13 protein-coding genes are annotated in these 13,722 nt (G+C 57.5%); 9 read left to right on the top strand and 4 right to left on the bottom strand.

Annotated features, from left to right (window positions below; translation table 11 throughout):
- The first annotated feature begins 51 nt into the window (after positions 1–51).
- Entirely contained in the window at positions 52–477 is a 426-nt protein-coding gene (gene atpC, locus ACKC9G_RS10030; protein WP_411404855.1) for an ATP synthase F1 subunit epsilon, read from the top strand.
- A gap of 8 nt (positions 478–485) precedes the next feature.
- On the opposite strand, the gene ACKC9G_RS10025 is transcribed toward atpC, so the two are convergent.
- Positions 486–1,652 carry a pyridoxal phosphate-dependent aminotransferase gene (locus ACKC9G_RS10025; protein WP_411404853.1) on the bottom strand — a complete coding sequence of 389 codons (1,167 nt, stop codon included), beginning with the start codon at positions 1,650–1,652 and terminating at the stop codon, positions 486–488.
- Positions 1,653–1,686: 34 nt separating this feature from the next.
- Positions 1,687–2,295, bottom strand: coding sequence for a helix-turn-helix domain-containing protein (locus ACKC9G_RS10020; protein WP_411404851.1), 609 nt, complete (start codon positions 2,293–2,295; stop codon positions 1,687–1,689).
- 104 nt (positions 2,296–2,399) lie between these two features.
- Between ACKC9G_RS10020 and ACKC9G_RS10015 the strand changes: the two genes are divergently transcribed.
- On the top strand, positions 2,400–2,915 hold the full coding sequence (locus ACKC9G_RS10015; protein ID WP_411404849.1) for an N-acetyltransferase family protein: 516 nt from the start codon (positions 2,400–2,402) through the stop codon (positions 2,913–2,915).
- Complete coding sequence (locus ACKC9G_RS10010; RefSeq protein WP_411404847.1) at positions 2,890–3,372, top strand: DMT family transporter; 483 nt, start codon at positions 2,890–2,892, stop codon at positions 3,370–3,372. The genes ACKC9G_RS10015 and ACKC9G_RS10010 overlap by 26 nt, the downstream gene beginning before the upstream one ends.
- Before the next feature lie 12 nt (positions 3,373–3,384).
- Here the strand turns inward: ACKC9G_RS10010 and ACKC9G_RS10005 are convergent, their stop codons facing one another.
- Positions 3,385–4,125 (bottom strand): TrmB family transcriptional regulator, encoded by a 741-nt coding sequence (locus ACKC9G_RS10005; RefSeq protein ID WP_411404845.1) that lies wholly within the window; start codon positions 4,123–4,125, stop codon positions 3,385–3,387.
- 140 nt (positions 4,126–4,265) lie between these two features.
- Between ACKC9G_RS10005 and glmU the strand changes: the two genes are divergently transcribed.
- From glmU to ACKC9G_RS09990, 3 genes are all read left to right on the top strand, one after another.
- Positions 4,266–5,627, top strand: a complete 1,362-nt coding sequence (gene glmU / locus ACKC9G_RS10000; protein WP_411404843.1) for a bifunctional UDP-N-acetylglucosamine diphosphorylase/glucosamine-1-phosphate N-acetyltransferase GlmU — start codon at positions 4,266–4,268, stop codon at positions 5,625–5,627.
- A gap of 20 nt (positions 5,628–5,647) precedes the next feature.
- Positions 5,648–7,477 (top strand): glutamine--fructose-6-phosphate transaminase (isomerizing), encoded by a 1,830-nt coding sequence (glmS, locus tag ACKC9G_RS09995; protein WP_411404841.1) that lies wholly within the window; start codon positions 5,648–5,650, stop codon positions 7,475–7,477.
- A gap of 220 nt (positions 7,478–7,697) precedes the next feature.
- A complete protein-coding gene (locus ACKC9G_RS09990) occupies positions 7,698–9,440 on the top strand; it encodes an aconitase X (protein WP_411404839.1) in 1,743 nt (580 codons plus the stop codon).
- 56 nt (positions 9,441–9,496) lie between these two features.
- On the opposite strand, the gene ACKC9G_RS09985 is transcribed toward ACKC9G_RS09990, so the two are convergent.
- The gene (locus ACKC9G_RS09985; protein WP_411404837.1) at positions 9,497–10,285 is read right to left on the bottom strand and encodes an NAD(P)H-flavin reductase; all 789 of its coding nucleotides are present in this window, start codon (positions 10,283–10,285) and stop codon (positions 9,497–9,499) included.
- Positions 10,286–10,396: 111 nt separating this feature from the next.
- Here ACKC9G_RS09985 and ACKC9G_RS09980 point away from each other — a divergent pair, with 111 nt between their 5' ends.
- The 3 genes from ACKC9G_RS09980 (at position 10,397) to ACKC9G_RS09970 (ending at position 13,676) form a co-directional block, all read left to right on the top strand.
- Positions 10,397–11,311 (top strand): LysR family transcriptional regulator, encoded by a 915-nt coding sequence (locus ACKC9G_RS09980; RefSeq protein WP_411404835.1) that lies wholly within the window; start codon positions 10,397–10,399, stop codon positions 11,309–11,311.
- A gap of 334 nt (positions 11,312–11,645) precedes the next feature.
- Positions 11,646–12,620 carry a DUF1852 domain-containing protein gene (locus ACKC9G_RS09975; protein WP_411404833.1) on the top strand — a complete coding sequence of 325 codons (975 nt, stop codon included), beginning with the start codon at positions 11,646–11,648 and terminating at the stop codon, positions 12,618–12,620.
- A 27-nt stretch (positions 12,621–12,647) separates the two neighbouring features.
- On the top strand, positions 12,648–13,676 hold the full coding sequence (locus ACKC9G_RS09970; protein ID WP_411404831.1) for a methionine synthase: 1,029 nt from the start codon (positions 12,648–12,650) through the stop codon (positions 13,674–13,676).
- Positions 13,677–13,722 lie beyond the last annotated feature (46 nt).

Genomic DNA, 13,722 nt, shown 5'->3' with positions numbered 1-13,722 from the left:
CCATGGCATAGTGAACCGTGGCCAGAGACATCCTTATCAGCAGGAGAACCTATGGAAAGCCAGCCAAAGTCACTGAAACTCTCACTGGTAACCTCGGAGGAGGGACTGTTTAGCGGAGAGGTTCGTTATGTCGTGCTGACCACACGCTTGGGTGATGTCGGTATCTATCCGGGTCATGCGCCATTATTGGCTGAGTTGGCACCGGGGCCACTGCGTTGTGTGGATGCGCAGGGGGATGAGCAGTTGTTTTATGTTCCCTCAGGTTTTGTTGAAGTACAGCCTACGCAGACGATTGTGCTGGCCGATACCGCGATTCGTGCGCAGGAACTGCATGAGGCAGAAGCCAAAAAGGCCATGGCGAAAGCGGAGGCCGAGTTTGCTGCAGAGCATACTCAGGACAGTGCAGAGCACGTGGCACGCGCGGCGGCGATGCTGCGCACCCTGCATGAACTGAGCCTGATGCGCCGTGGCAAATAATACGGATACTAGCGCTCAATAAAGTGTTTTAAGCGCGTGATACCGTCACGCAAACGCTCTTCAGAAGTGGCATAGCACCAGCGCAGCCAGCCTTCGCCCTCCATGCCAAACGCCTTGCCTGGTGCCAGCCCTAGTCCGACTTCCTGAATCAATGCTTTCGCCAGCGCCAGGGAGTCTGACTGACTCTCAATGGAAAAGTAGGCATACATGGCGCCTTCTGCCAGCGGTAGCTGTACACCAGGTATTGCGCCCAGTTCTGTGCTCATCAATGCGCGACGTGCGGCCAACTCCTGTCTGAGTGTGCGGATATGCTCATCTCCCTGCTCAATCGCGACACGTGCGGCATGCTGGACGAAATCCGCGACGCAGGAGGTGTTGTACTCCACCAGCTTGGCCAAATCGGCAGATAAAGAGGCTGGCAGGGTTAACCAGCCGGCACGCCAGCCCGTCATACACCAGGCTTTGGAAAACGAGTTCACACTGATGAGTCGGTCCTGCTCATCACTCATGTCCAGAAAAGAGGGAGCGTGGTTCTGGCCGGGTCGGTAAATCAGGCGCGAGTAAACATCATCGGCCAGAATCCAGATTCCGTGTTGCCGGCAATGGGCCAGAATGACTTCCTGTTGTTCTGCGGTGATCGTCCAGCCGGTCGGGTTATTGGGGGAGTTCAGCAGAAGCAGGCGAGTGTCAGGAGTGAGCGCATCCAGTAGCTGGTCCAGGTCCAGCTGCCAGGCATTATTGCTGACCTGCAGCGGAACACGGATGACATCCGCACTGAGAATCCGAGGTATCTCAACCAGGTTGGGCCAGAGCGGAGTCACCGCAACGACACGGTCACCAGGCTCCAGTACGAGCTGCATAGCCAACATCAACGCGGAAACGCCGGAGCCAGTGACGCCAATCTGATCGCTGTGAAAAGTTCGCCCATGCAGGCGAGCCTGATAATCTGCGATCGCCTCGCGTAACCAGGGTCGCCCCAGATTTTGGGTATAGAAGGTTTCGCCCCGCTCAATGGAGGCAATGGCAGCCTGACGGATAAACTCAGGCGTGGGTTGATCACTTTCGCCAAACCAGAAGGGCAATACATCCGTTCGTCCCATGGCGCTGTTGGCAACTTCCCGAATCAGTGAAGGGCTTAACGCACTGACAGCAGCGCGTGGCTGGGGCATCGACATAACAATTCCTTCTGTAAAAGTACTAAGCAGGTAGTTAAAGCTTAAGGACGGCAACCACGTAGCGACATACCGCAGGGCCGGGATTATGAAAGCGGCAGTCTTGTGGGCTGTCCAGCTGCAGACAGTCCCCGGCATCCAGCCTATGAGTCTCCTGACCTTCGGTAAATAGCAGAGTGCCTTCAGTAATCCACAATAGCTGACGGATATAGGTAAAGACGGCCTGTGGATAATCGACGGTGGCCTCAGGAGGTAGTTCAACCTGGGTCAGCTCCAGCGGTAAATCCGAGTTAGGCGCCAGCTGACGGCGAATAAAGCCCGTCTCCGGATCCTGCCAGAAGGGCTGGTCAGCGCGCTTTAATAACCGGCCACTTTGTTGCTCTGCTCGCGCCAGTAAGGTGGATAACGTGAGACCAAAGGCGCCGGCAAGCTTGCCCAGGAGCACTGCCGTCGGGCTGGTTTCAGACCGCTCAATTTTGCTGATCATCGCTTTGGAGACGCCTGCTCGTTCGGCGAGCTCATCAAGGCTCCAGCCACGTTGCTTACGTTCGAGCTGTAACCTGGCGGCCAATGCCTGAGTAGGATCTTCCTGAGCCAGGGGCTGGCTGTGATCCGATGGTGGCGCGAGGGAAGGTGTGGGGATCATAATAATCTAACTTAATTGACTTTTGTTTACTATAGTGGATATTGTCGTTCGCACAATTCTTTTCTTTATCCATTACGGCGCGCTGGCCGTGCTCGGAGACTTCCATGCTGATTCGTTCCGCCACCCCTGAGGATTTACCGGCCATTCTGGCGATTTATAACGAGGTCATCGCCAACTCGACGGCGGTGTATGCCCTTGATCCGGTCAGTCTGGAGAGCCGGGTGCAATGGTTTAATGATCGTACGGCACAGGGGTTTCCCGTGCTGGTAGCAGAAGATCAGCATGAGGTGGTGGGCTTCTCCTCCTTTGGCGAATGGCGCGCAGCCTGGCCGGGTTTCCGCTTCACGGTTGAGCATAGTGTGCATGTTCGGGCCGATCAGCGTGGCAAGGGCGTGGGTGTACAGCTGGTTGAGGCACTCTTTCCTCTGGCTCGTGACAAAGGAATGCATGTGATGCTGGGAGGCATTGATGCCGACAATGCGGGCTCCGTGCGTTTTCATGAGCGCCTTGGCTTTGAGGAAGTCGCACGATTCCCCGAAGTGGGGCATAAGTTCGGTCGTTGGCTAAATCTGGTTTTCATGCAGAAGTTTCTGGATGAGCCGGGCGCTGCCCGCGACTAAGCGCTGCGAGCCTGCCCTCATGATGCAATCGGCATGGCTGGCTTTGGCGGCCGGAATGGCACTAGTGCTGCAAAACGCCTTGATGGTCGCCATGACCAGCCGCGGCCTGACGCTCACCGGTGCCCTTTTTTGTAACTCTCTGGTCGGCCTGGTCATTCTGAGTACGATGGAATGGCTGCGTCCCGGCCATGGGATCTTTCTATCCACAGATAAGCTGGCCTTATGGTTTGTGCTGCCCGGCCTACTCGGAACGTTCTTTGTCTTTGCCAGCCTCAATGGCTACAAGATTCAGGGCAGTGCGGCGACGATTATGCTGATTCTGACCGGGCAGCTGATCAGTGCATTAATACTCGACCGCTGGGGAATTACCGGTGTGGTCAGAGAGCTGTCCTGGCAGCGTATTGTCGGGACTCTTATTGTGATGAGCGGTGCCTGGATGGTGGTCACCGCTCCCTGAAGCGGGAAGTATTCAGAGCAGTCGCCACAGGGTGTTGAAAATGATCAGCTGCGCAGTGGCGATCTCGTTGGAATCAATCACCACCGCCACCGGATAGTTACTTGCTGCCAGCGAAATCATCGCTACCTTGGGTGGGTAAATAGCGATGTAGCTGGCATCGACCTCGCCGTTAGTAGGTATCCACTTACGCTCTGAGTACGCTGCATCCTCGCCCCCTTCGCCGATAGCGATAACGCGCACATCAATTTCCTTCTCTACACGCTGTTTGGTGAAGTTCGGAAAAGGCCGATACAGGTGATGACGAATCGCCTTGGAGGAAAACACCGAATAAGTCCGCTGCGGCTGCCGGGCGACGGTGGCCAGAATGTCCTTCAGGACGAACTCGATGCCATCATCACCCTCATAAAAACGCACGTTACCGGCGCTGAACTCAGGCTTCAGGTGATACAGCTCCGGGATCACATCCGCCTTTAACCGGCCAATCAGGCCGTTCATCAGTTGCCGGCGCTCTTCCGCTTTTTGCAGTAACTTTTCCGGATCCTCAGCCGCGAAGAAGCGGCGTTTTCCCTTTGGCAGATACGACACCACGCCCTTGGACTGCATCAGCTTCAGGCTTTCATAGGTGGTGCCACGGTTGATGCCTGCATGGGCAGCAATATCGCGGATGGAGGCAGGCCCCAGGGTTAACAGGCTTCGGTAGAGCTGGTATTCCCGCTCGGACAGCTCCAAGAGGCTGAGTAATTCTTTGTCCATAATTGTCAATTTATTAATGACAAACAGTCTTGTATGGGAAATTTATCAGGCTAAAGTGAGTCCCCAAGAAGTTATTGTCAATTAAAAGACTGACAAGCGGCGCCTCTGGCGGGTGGCTTGATCAGCGAACAGGTATCGTTATGGCTCTTGATGTTGTCATTCTTGCCGCCGGGCAGGGCAGTCGTATGCGCTCGGCACTGCCGAAAGTGCTGCATCCACTGGCGGGTCGTCCGCTGGTGGCCCACGTTATTACTACCGCCCAGCAACTGGCGGCCGATGGCATTCATCTGGTGGTCGGTCACGGTGGTGAGCAGGTGCAAAGCGCCGTGGGCGAGGGGTTGCAGTGCGTCTGGCAACATCAGCAACTCGGCACCGGCCATGCGGTTGCGCAGGCGTTGCCTAATCTTGCTGAAGAAGGCACAACCCTGATTCTGTACGGCGATGTGCCGCTGATCAGCGTCGAGACCCTGAGTAAGTTGCTGGCGAGTGTAACGCCCGCTCAGATGGGGCTACTGACCGTCACGCTGGATAACCCCACCGGCTATGGCCGTATCGTACGTAACGCGGATGATCAGGTAGTGGCGATTGTCGAGCACAAGGATGCGACCGAAGCCGAGAAAGCGATCACCGAAGTGAACACCGGCATTATGGCCGTGCCTACCGCGCGACTGCGTAAGTGGCTGCCCGCGTTGTCCTCCAATAACGCACAGGGCGAATACTACCTGACCGACGTGATCGCCATGGCGGTTGCTGATGGCGTCAATGTAGCCGCGCAGCAAGCGGCCAGCGCTACCGAAGTTGAAGGTGTTAATACCCGTCTGCAACTGGCGGCGCTGGAGCGTGCTTATCAGCGTGCACAGGCGGACGCCCTGATGACCGCAGGCGTGACGCTGGCGGACCCTGCACGTATTGATGTGCGCGGTGAACTGGTCGCCGGGCAGGACTGCTTTATCGACATTAACGTCATTTTTGAAGGTAAGGTGACGCTGGAAAGCAATGTCACCATCGAAGCCAACTGCATTATCCGCGATGCCCACATCAAAGCGGGCAGCCACATTAAGTCTCACTCCGTGATTGAAGAAGCCATCGTCGGTGAGCACTGTGATGTTGGCCCCTACGCGCGTCTGCGCCCCGGCACGGTACTGGCCAATAAGGCCAAGATCGGCAACTTTGTCGAGACCAAAAAAGCCATCATCGGCGAAGGCTCCAAGGTGAATCACTTAAGCTACATCGGCGATGCCGAGCTGGGCCGTGATGTGAACGTCGGCGCAGGCACCATCACCTGCAACTACGACGGCGTGAATAAATCCAAAACCACCATTGGTGATAATGCCTTTATTGGCAGCAACACCTCGCTGGTTGCACCTGTCAGCGTGGGCAACGGCGCGACCACAGGCGCAGGCTCCACCATTACCCAGAATATTGCCGACAATACGCTGGCCCTCGCGCGTGCGCGTCAGGTGCCGATTGCCAACTGGCAGCGTCCGGTTAAAAAGACTTAATTTTCAGCAGGAGCAAGAATATGTGTGGAATTGTGGGAGCTATCGCCAAGCGTTCAGTCAGCGCCATCCTGCTGGAAGGGCAACATCGTCTGGAATACCGCGGTTATGACTCCGCCGGCATGGCGATTTTTGACGGCGAAAACCTGAACCGCCTGCGCCGTGCAGGCAAAGTGCAGCAGCTTGATGATGCGCTGAAAGCCACACCGCTGCCCGGCAGTCTGGGTATTGCGCACACCCGCTGGGCGACCCATGGTCAGCCCAATGAGCGCAACGCCCACCCGCACCTGTCCGGCGAGCGTCTGGCGGTAGTGCATAACGGCATTATCGAAAACTACGCCGGTTTTAAAGCCGAGCTGCAGCGCAAGGGTTACACCTTCACCTCGGATACCGATACCGAAGTGATCGCCCATCTGCTGTCTGAAGAGCTTAAAACCGAGCCTGAGTTTTACACCGCGTTTCGTCAGGTGATTGCCAAGCTGGAAGGCGCGTTTGCACTGGGCGTGATTCACGCAGACTTTCCCGACCAGCTGCTGTGCGCCCGCAAAGGCAGCCCGCTGGTGATTGGTGTGGGTATCGGAGAGAACTTTATCGGCTCAGATCCTATGGCGCTGCTGCAGGTGACGGATCGCTTTATCTACCTGAACGAAGGCGATACCGCCTGCATCAGCCTGAACGAGATTCGCGTTCACAACAGCGAAGGCAGCCTGCAGGCGCTGGACATCAAACGCTACGAACACGGCACCCAGTCCGCCGACAAAGGCCAGTACAAGCACTATATGCTCAAGGAAATCTTTGAGCAGCCCGGTGTGTTCCAGGCCACCCTGGCCGGACGACTGGAGCAGGGCCGTGTGAACGATGCCCTGTTCGGTGAGCAGGAAAGCCAGCTGATGCGCGATGTCAAAGCCGTGCAGATTATCGCCTGCGGCACCAGCTCCCACGCCGGAATGGTGGCACGCTACTGGATTGAAGAGCTGACCGGTTTGCCCTGTCAGGTCGAAATCGCCTCCGAATATCGCTACCGCACCACCGTGACCCTGCCCGGCACGTTGTTTATCACCCTGTCCCAGTCCGGCGAAACCGCCGATACCCTGGCGGCACTGCGCGTCGCCAAAGAGCGTGGCGCACTGGCGACACTGGCCATCTGTAACGTGCCCGGCAGCTCGCTGGTGCGTGAGTCTGACCTGTGTCTGATGACGCAGGCAGGCCCCGAAATTGGCGTGGCCTCCACCAAAGCCTTCACCACCCAGCTGGCGGCACTGATGATTCTGACCCTGTCGCTGGCCAAACAACGTGGCTTAAGCGCTGAAAAAGAAGCCGAACTGGTCGCGGCGCTGTACAGCCTGCCCGCCAAAATGGAAGAAGTGCTGACCCTGAGCAGCCGCATCGAAGCGCTGGCGACTCACTTTGCCGACAAACAGCACTCGCTGTTCCTTGGCCGTGGCGCGCTGTACCCGATTGCGATGGAAGGTGCCCTCAAACTCAAGGAAATCTCCTATATTCACGCCGAAGCCTATCCTGCCGGAGAGCTTAAGCACGGCCCGCTGGCGCTGGTCGACAGCGACATGCCGGTAGTCACCGTCGCCCCCGGTAACGAGCTGCTGGAGAAGCTGAAATCCAACATGCAGGAAGTCCGCGCCCGTGGCGGTGAGCTGTATGTGTTTGCAGACGTGGAAGCCGGTATCGATGAGCAGGAAGGCTACCATGTGCTGTCGCTGCCCAAAGTTCACCCGATGATGGAAGCCATCCTCTACACCGTGCCGCTGCAACTGCTGAGCTACTACGTGGCGGTAATTCGCGGCACGGATGTGGACCAGCCAAGGAATCTGGCTAAGTCTGTAACGGTCGAGTGATGTAAGGCGATGACTTTATTTGGCTTTTTTGTCGAATAAAGTTTGATCAAAAAAGCCCCGGCAGAAGCAATTTCTCTCGGGGCTTTTTACTTTCTGACCACGCAGGCGCTTCCCCAGACTCGCTGTCAGCATTCCGTGCTGTTCTCCTCGCGTGTACATTACTTGGCTATCATCGAACGGTGGGTATTTCACACCACCTAAGCATATCGAGAGGGCCTCTATGACTTCCCCGTTGCATGGTCGCAGCCTGATTGCCGGTACAGCTCAGGGTGAACTGCTGTTCGCCGATACCGGCCTGAGTTTCTGGGGCGGCGTTGAGCCATCGACCGGCGAGGTGATTGATCGCCATCATCCCCTGAGCGGTCAGCATCTGGCGGGGCGGGTGCTGGCGATTCCCAGTGGGCGCGGTTCCTGCACTGGCAGTAGCGTGATGATGGAGCTGATCAGCACGGGCCATGCACCGGCGGCGCTGATTCTGGCTGAGGTCGATGAAATCCTGACCTTAGGCGTACTGCTGGCGGAGATGATTTTCCAGCGCTCCCTGCCGGTTATCGCGATTGGCAAAGCGGCCTTTGAACGCCTGCGTGATGTGGCTTTTGTGCGTGTCGATGGCGGGGCAGTGCATAGCTTTGAGGCGATGCCTGAGCCGCTGGCGCTTGATGATCACCACCCTCCGGCGGCGACGCTGACTCATCAGGTAGCGCTGAGCGCGCGTGATCAGGCCATGCTGGCTGGTGAGCACGGCAAAGCCACGCAGATGGCCATGCAGGTCGTGCTGAAAATGGCGCAGCTGCAAGGCGCCGAGGGGTTGATGGACATTACTCTGGCGCATATCGACGGCTGCATTTACACCGGCCCGTCGAGCCTTCGCTTTGCCCGGCAGTTTGTCGAGTGGGGCGCACAGGTGTGCGTGCCGACCACGCTGAACTCCATCTCGGTCGATCAGCGCCGCTGGCGTGCGTTGGGGGTGGATCCGTCTTTTGGTGAGCCTGCGAGTGCGCTGGGCGAAGCCTATATGGCGATGGGTGCACAGCTGAGTTACACCTGCGCGCCATACTTGCTGGAGACGGCGCCGTCCGTGGGTGAGCAGATCGCCTGGGCGGAATCCAATGCGGTGGTGTTCGCCAACAGCGTGCTCGGTGCCCGCACCCTGAAATACCCGGATTATCTTGATATCTGCATCGCCCTCTGTGGCCGTGCGCCGCGCTCGGGCTGCCATCTGGATGAGCACCGTCAGGCGCAACTGTGTATTGATGTGGCCCCGCTGGCAGCGGTGGATGATGCGTTCTACCCGCTGCTGGGTTACTGCATTGGCGCGATGGCGGGCAAGCAAATCCCCCTGATTCGTGGTCTGGCGCATCGACAACCGTCAATGGATGATTTGAAAGCCTTCAGCGCCGCCTTTGGCACCACCTCCGCTGCGCCGCTGTTTCATATCGCGGGCATCACGCCGGAAGCGATAAACCCTGATGCGGTCATTCCCGCAGGGAAAACGCTCCCCGCCTACCACGTCACGCTGGCTGACTTGCAGGCCGGCTGGCAGGAACTGAATAGCGCCCAAGACGATAGCGTGCAGGTGATCTCGCTCGGCAACCCGCATTTCTCACTCAGCGAATTCGGCAAGCTGGCAGCGCTCTGTGCTGGCCGCCGCAAACACCCAGACCTTGCCTTCGTGATTACCTGTGGCCGCGCCGTCCTCGAACAAGCGCGCGAAGCGGGGTATATCGCCCCCATCGAAGCCTTCGGCGGCACGCTCGTCACCGACACCTGCTGGTGCATGCTGGGTGAACCGGTGATTCCGCCCTCCGCCAGGGTATTAATGACCAACTCGGCTAAATACGCGCACTACGCCCCCGGTCTGGTCGGCCGCTCCGTGCATTTCGCCAGTCTGGCAGGTTGTGTAGAAGCAGGCGTCAGCGGCGCGGCGCGCGGTGAATTACCGGTGTGGTTAGTGAGTCAGTGAGCAAAGACCAACGAAGTGGCCGTTTCCATTCAGGCTAATGGCGTTTCTGAAGTCCATCACACCGCCACTTGCTGCTCGCGCGGGGAATGCTCAAACACGTCGGAGTGGCAGTGGTGTTCCTGTAAACCTTTGGCAGCGAGCTGATCCAGGGTGCCGTAGACCATGCGGGGCGAGCCGCAGAGGTAGGTTTGCACCTGGCTTAAATCATCAAAGTCTGTCCCGATCACTTCATAGAGATAGCCCGAGCGGCCGGTCCACTCGCTGTCGGCAGCCTCCAGCACGGGGGTGAAACGCAGGTTGGTGTGTTGGGTGGCCCAGCGGCCAAAGTGCTCCAGCAGGTAAAACTCCCCGGCGGTTTTGTTCGACCAGTAAATGGCGATGTTGGCCTCTGGGTTTCGGCGCAGCAGGGCCTCGGTAATGGCTTTGATCTTGGCGATACCGGAACCGGCGGCGATAAAAACGTGGGGCTGGGTCACATCGGTTTGCAGATAGGCGCGGCCCAGCGCCAAGGTGATATTCAGCGGTTGCTGGCAGTCTTTCAGCTGGCCCAGTCGCGTTAGCAGCTGGTTGGAAAAGGGGCTGCCGGTTTGCAGAAACACCTGCAGATAGCGCGGTTTTTCGGCATCGCAGCTGTTGGCGATGGTGTAGGAAAGCCGCTGCATTTTGCCGTCGCCCTGCACATCAATGTCCATCTGCAGGTACTGGCCGGCGTGATAATCCAGCACAGTGCCAGCGGGCGCGGCCAGTTCAATCTCAAAGGTGCCTGTGGATAACGGGCGAATGTCCACCACCTGACAGGCATGAGTCACCACGGGGCGGTCAGAGGGGGAAGTTGCAGTCGTCATAGACAGGTCACCATTGAGAGCAGTCAGGAGATGCAAAAAGACTAATGCAGTTATAGGATGAGTAGAAATGGTATATATTCACCGATCAATTATTTTTACTCATAGATCAATATGATTGAACGCATACATCTACGCATCGTGCAGGCGGTGGAAGAGCTTGGCTCTCTGACTGCGGCGGCCAAAGCGTTGCACGTGACCCAATCGGCGTTAAGCCATACCATTCGCAAGCTGGAGGACAACCTTGGCACGGCGGTGTGGCTGCGCGAAGGGCGAAGCCTGCGGCTGACGCAGGCGGGTCGGCATCTGCTGAATATCGCCAATCGCGTGCTGCCGCTACTTGGTCATGCAGAAGAGCGGCTAAAGCAGATCGCGCAGGGTCAGCGCGGTACGCTGCGCATCGGCATGGAATGCCACCCGTGCTATCAGTGGTTACTGAAGATCGTCGCGCCCTTTCTGGATGCCTGGTCGGATGTGGATGTCGATGTAAAACAGAAGTTCCAGTTCGGCGGCGTCGGGGCGCTGTTTGACTATGAGATTGATCTGCTGGTCACGCCGGACCCTTTCTTTAAAAGCGGCCTGCATTACACGCCGGTGTTCGATTACGAGCAGGTGCTTGTCGTGCCGAAAAACCACAGGCTGGCAGGGAGCGAGTATGCCGAGCCGGAAGACCTGCGCGATCAGGTGCTGCTGACGTATCCGGTCGCCACGGACCGGCTCGATATCTATTCCCTGTTTCTGACGCCAGCAGGCGTCGTGCCCAAGCTGCATAAAACCAGCGAAACCACCGAGATCATGCTGCAAATGGTGGCGTGTGAGCGCGGTGTGGCGGCATTGCCGCGCTGGCTGGCGGAGGAGTACTGCGCCAGGTTGCCCCTGGCGGTCGTGCGGTTGGGGCAGGAGGGAATCGCCAAGAATATTTACCTCGGCACCCGCGCTGGCGATGAAGAAGAGGGTTATCTCAAAGCCTTTATCGAGTTGGCGCGCAGCTATGACCACCCGGCAGGCACGACGCCGATCAGCCGTTAGCGGAGTGTGAGAGGCGCGCTCTGCCTGGCGTGTTTCCTCACCTTTCTTCTCTCCTCATGCTCAGTCTGCCTGTGTTGCAGGGCATTGAGCTTACCCCCTCGGCGTTGGCGGCCTGCCAGCGCGGTTTTTGCTATCCATGATCATTCGTCATAGATCTATTAAATAATGTCAATTTTTTTCATGGAAAGCCTCGGGTATAACTCACCTCATTACTCTTCATGCTCGATGCTATACGGCTGATGCAGGCGTAACGCCCTCAGAACCCACCGGCAATCCTCCGGACAGCGAGCAGACAAGAGCGTCCGTTTTGAGTTTAGCGATGGGGTTTCCGATCATGACTACTGGCTTTTCCTACACCATCAAACGCGTCCGCTTCGATGAGAACTATCAGCCTTCCGACAGCACGCGCATCACCACCAACTTCGCCAATCTGGCGCGCGGTGAACACCGTCAGGAAAACCTGCGTAATGCCCTGAAGATGATCGACAGCCGCTTTAACGCCCTGGCTCATTGGGATAACCCCAAGGGCGACCGTTATTCGCTGGAGCTGGATATCATCTCCGTTGAGATGGATATCGAAGGTCGCGGCGAGCACTTCCCGTCGATTGAAGTGCTGCAAACCACGATTGTGGATCACTCCACCGGCAAACGCATTGAAGGCATCGTCGGCAACAACTTCTCCTCTTACGTGCGTGATTACGATTTCAGCGTGCTGCTGCAGGAACATAACCAGGGCAAAACGGGCTTTAGCATCCCGCACAACTTCGGCGAGCTGCACGGTAACCTCTTCAAGGACTTCATCAGCTCCGCCGCTTACAAAGAAAACTTCAGCAAGCTGCCGGTGATTTGCCTGAGTGTGTCGGACAACAAGACCTACCAGCGCACGGAAAATCAGCACCCGGTGCTGGGCGTGGAGTACCTGCCGAACGAGTCCTCCCTGACCGAGCAGTACTTCAGGAAGATGGGCTTTGAGGTGCGCTACTTTATGCCGCCCAACAGCGTGGCACCGCTGGCGTTCTATTTCTTTGGTGATCTGCTGACGGATTACACCAATCTGGAGCTGATCGGCACCATCAGCACCATGGAAACCTTCCAGAAGATCTATCGCCCGGAGATCTATAACGCTAACGCCGTGGCCGGTTATCGTTACCAGCCGAACCTCCGGCACGGGGATCATTCCCTGACCCGTATCGTTTATGACCGCGAAGAGCGCAGCCAGCTGGCCGTGAAGCAGGGCAGGTTTGCCGAAGAACATTTCATCAAGCCGTATCGGGCGATTCTGCAGCAATGGCTCGCTAACGTCGCTTAAGGCCACCGGATACTCACAGGATTACCCATGAAAAAGCTATTACCCACGTCCACCGCTGGCAGCCTGCCCAAACCCTCCTGGCTGGCAGAGCCTGAAAAACTCTGGTCGCCCTGGAAACTGGAAGGCGATGAGCTGCTGGCCGGCAAGCAGGACGCCCTGCGCGTGGCGCTGCAGGAGCAGCTGAATGCCGGGACGGATATCGTCAGTGATGGCGAGCAGACCCGTCAGCACTTCGTGACCACCTTTATCGAGCATCTGGATGGCGTCGACTTTGAAAAGCGCGAAACCGTCAAGATCCGTGACCGCTACGATGCCAGCGTACCGACGGTGGTCGGGCCGGTCAGCCGTCCCAAACCCGTGTTCGTGGAGGATGCCAAGTTCCTGCGCAGCCAGACCGATCAGCCGATCAAATGGGCACTGCCAGGGCCGATGACCATGGTCGACACCCTGTACGATGCCCACTACAAGAGCCGTAAGGATCTGGCCTGGGAATTCGCCAAACTGCTGAATGAAGAAGCCCGGGATCTGGAAGCAGCGGGTGTGGATATCATCCAGTTCGATGAGCCCGCGTTTAACGTGTTTTTCGATGAAGTGAACGAGTGGGGCATCGCCTGCCTTGAGCGCGCCATCGAAGGGCTGAAGTGCGAAACCGTGGTACACATCTGCTACGGCTACGGCATCAAGGCCAACACCGACTGGAAGAAAACCCTCGGCACCGAATGGCGTCAGTACGAGGAAGTCTTCCCCAAACTGCAGCAGTCCAGCATTGATATCATCTCGCTGGAATGCCACCACTCCCACGTGCCGATTGAGCTGCTGGAGCTGATTCGTGGCAAGAAGGTGATGGTCGGCGCGATTGATGTCGCCACCGATACCATCGAGACGCCTGAAGAAGTCGCCGCCACCCTGCGTGAAGCGCTGAAATACGTCGATGCTGACAAGCTGATTCCTTGCACCAACTGCGGTATGGCGCCGCTGTCCCGTGATGTGGCGCGTGGCAAGCTGAACGCTCTGCGCGCCGGTGCCGAGATCGTGCGCAAGGAGTTGTCTGCCTGACAGACGGTAATTTCACACTAAGAAAAGGGGCCAATAAGGCCCCTTT

Source organism: Pokkaliibacter sp. CJK22405, from assembly GCF_046614695.1.
Classification (GTDB): Bacteria; Pseudomonadota; Gammaproteobacteria; order Pseudomonadales; family Balneatricaceae; genus Pokkaliibacter.
Note: the sequence above shows the minus strand (reverse complement) of the source record. Positions and strands in the feature narration are given on the sequence as shown.

Coding starts and splice junctions, on each gene's coding strand:
- atpC (WP_411404855.1), top strand. CDS start 52: ATGGAAAGCCAGCCAAAGTCACTGAAACTCTCACTGGTAACCTCGGAG.
- ACKC9G_RS10025 (WP_411404853.1), bottom strand. CDS start 1,652: ATGTCGATGCCCCAGCCACGCGCTGCTGTCAGTGCGTTAAGCCCTTCA.
- ACKC9G_RS10020 (WP_411404851.1), bottom strand. CDS start 2,295: ATGATCCCCACACCTTCCCTCGCGCCACCATCGGATCACAGCCAGCCC.
- ACKC9G_RS10015 (WP_411404849.1), top strand. CDS start 2,400: ATGCTGATTCGTTCCGCCACCCCTGAGGATTTACCGGCCATTCTGGCG.
- ACKC9G_RS10010 (WP_411404847.1), top strand. CDS start 2,890: ATGAGCCGGGCGCTGCCCGCGACTAAGCGCTGCGAGCCTGCCCTCATG.
- ACKC9G_RS10005 (WP_411404845.1), bottom strand. CDS start 4,125: ATGGACAAAGAATTACTCAGCCTCTTGGAGCTGTCCGAGCGGGAATAC.
- glmU (WP_411404843.1), top strand. CDS start 4,266: ATGGCTCTTGATGTTGTCATTCTTGCCGCCGGGCAGGGCAGTCGTATG.
- glmS (WP_411404841.1), top strand. CDS start 5,648: ATGTGTGGAATTGTGGGAGCTATCGCCAAGCGTTCAGTCAGCGCCATC.
- ACKC9G_RS09990 (WP_411404839.1), top strand. CDS start 7,698: ATGACTTCCCCGTTGCATGGTCGCAGCCTGATTGCCGGTACAGCTCAG.
- ACKC9G_RS09985 (WP_411404837.1), bottom strand. CDS start 10,285: ATGACGACTGCAACTTCCCCCTCTGACCGCCCCGTGGTGACTCATGCC.
- ACKC9G_RS09980 (WP_411404835.1), top strand. CDS start 10,397: ATGATTGAACGCATACATCTACGCATCGTGCAGGCGGTGGAAGAGCTT.
- ACKC9G_RS09975 (WP_411404833.1), top strand. CDS start 11,646: ATGACTACTGGCTTTTCCTACACCATCAAACGCGTCCGCTTCGATGAG.
- ACKC9G_RS09970 (WP_411404831.1), top strand. CDS start 12,648: ATGAAAAAGCTATTACCCACGTCCACCGCTGGCAGCCTGCCCAAACCC.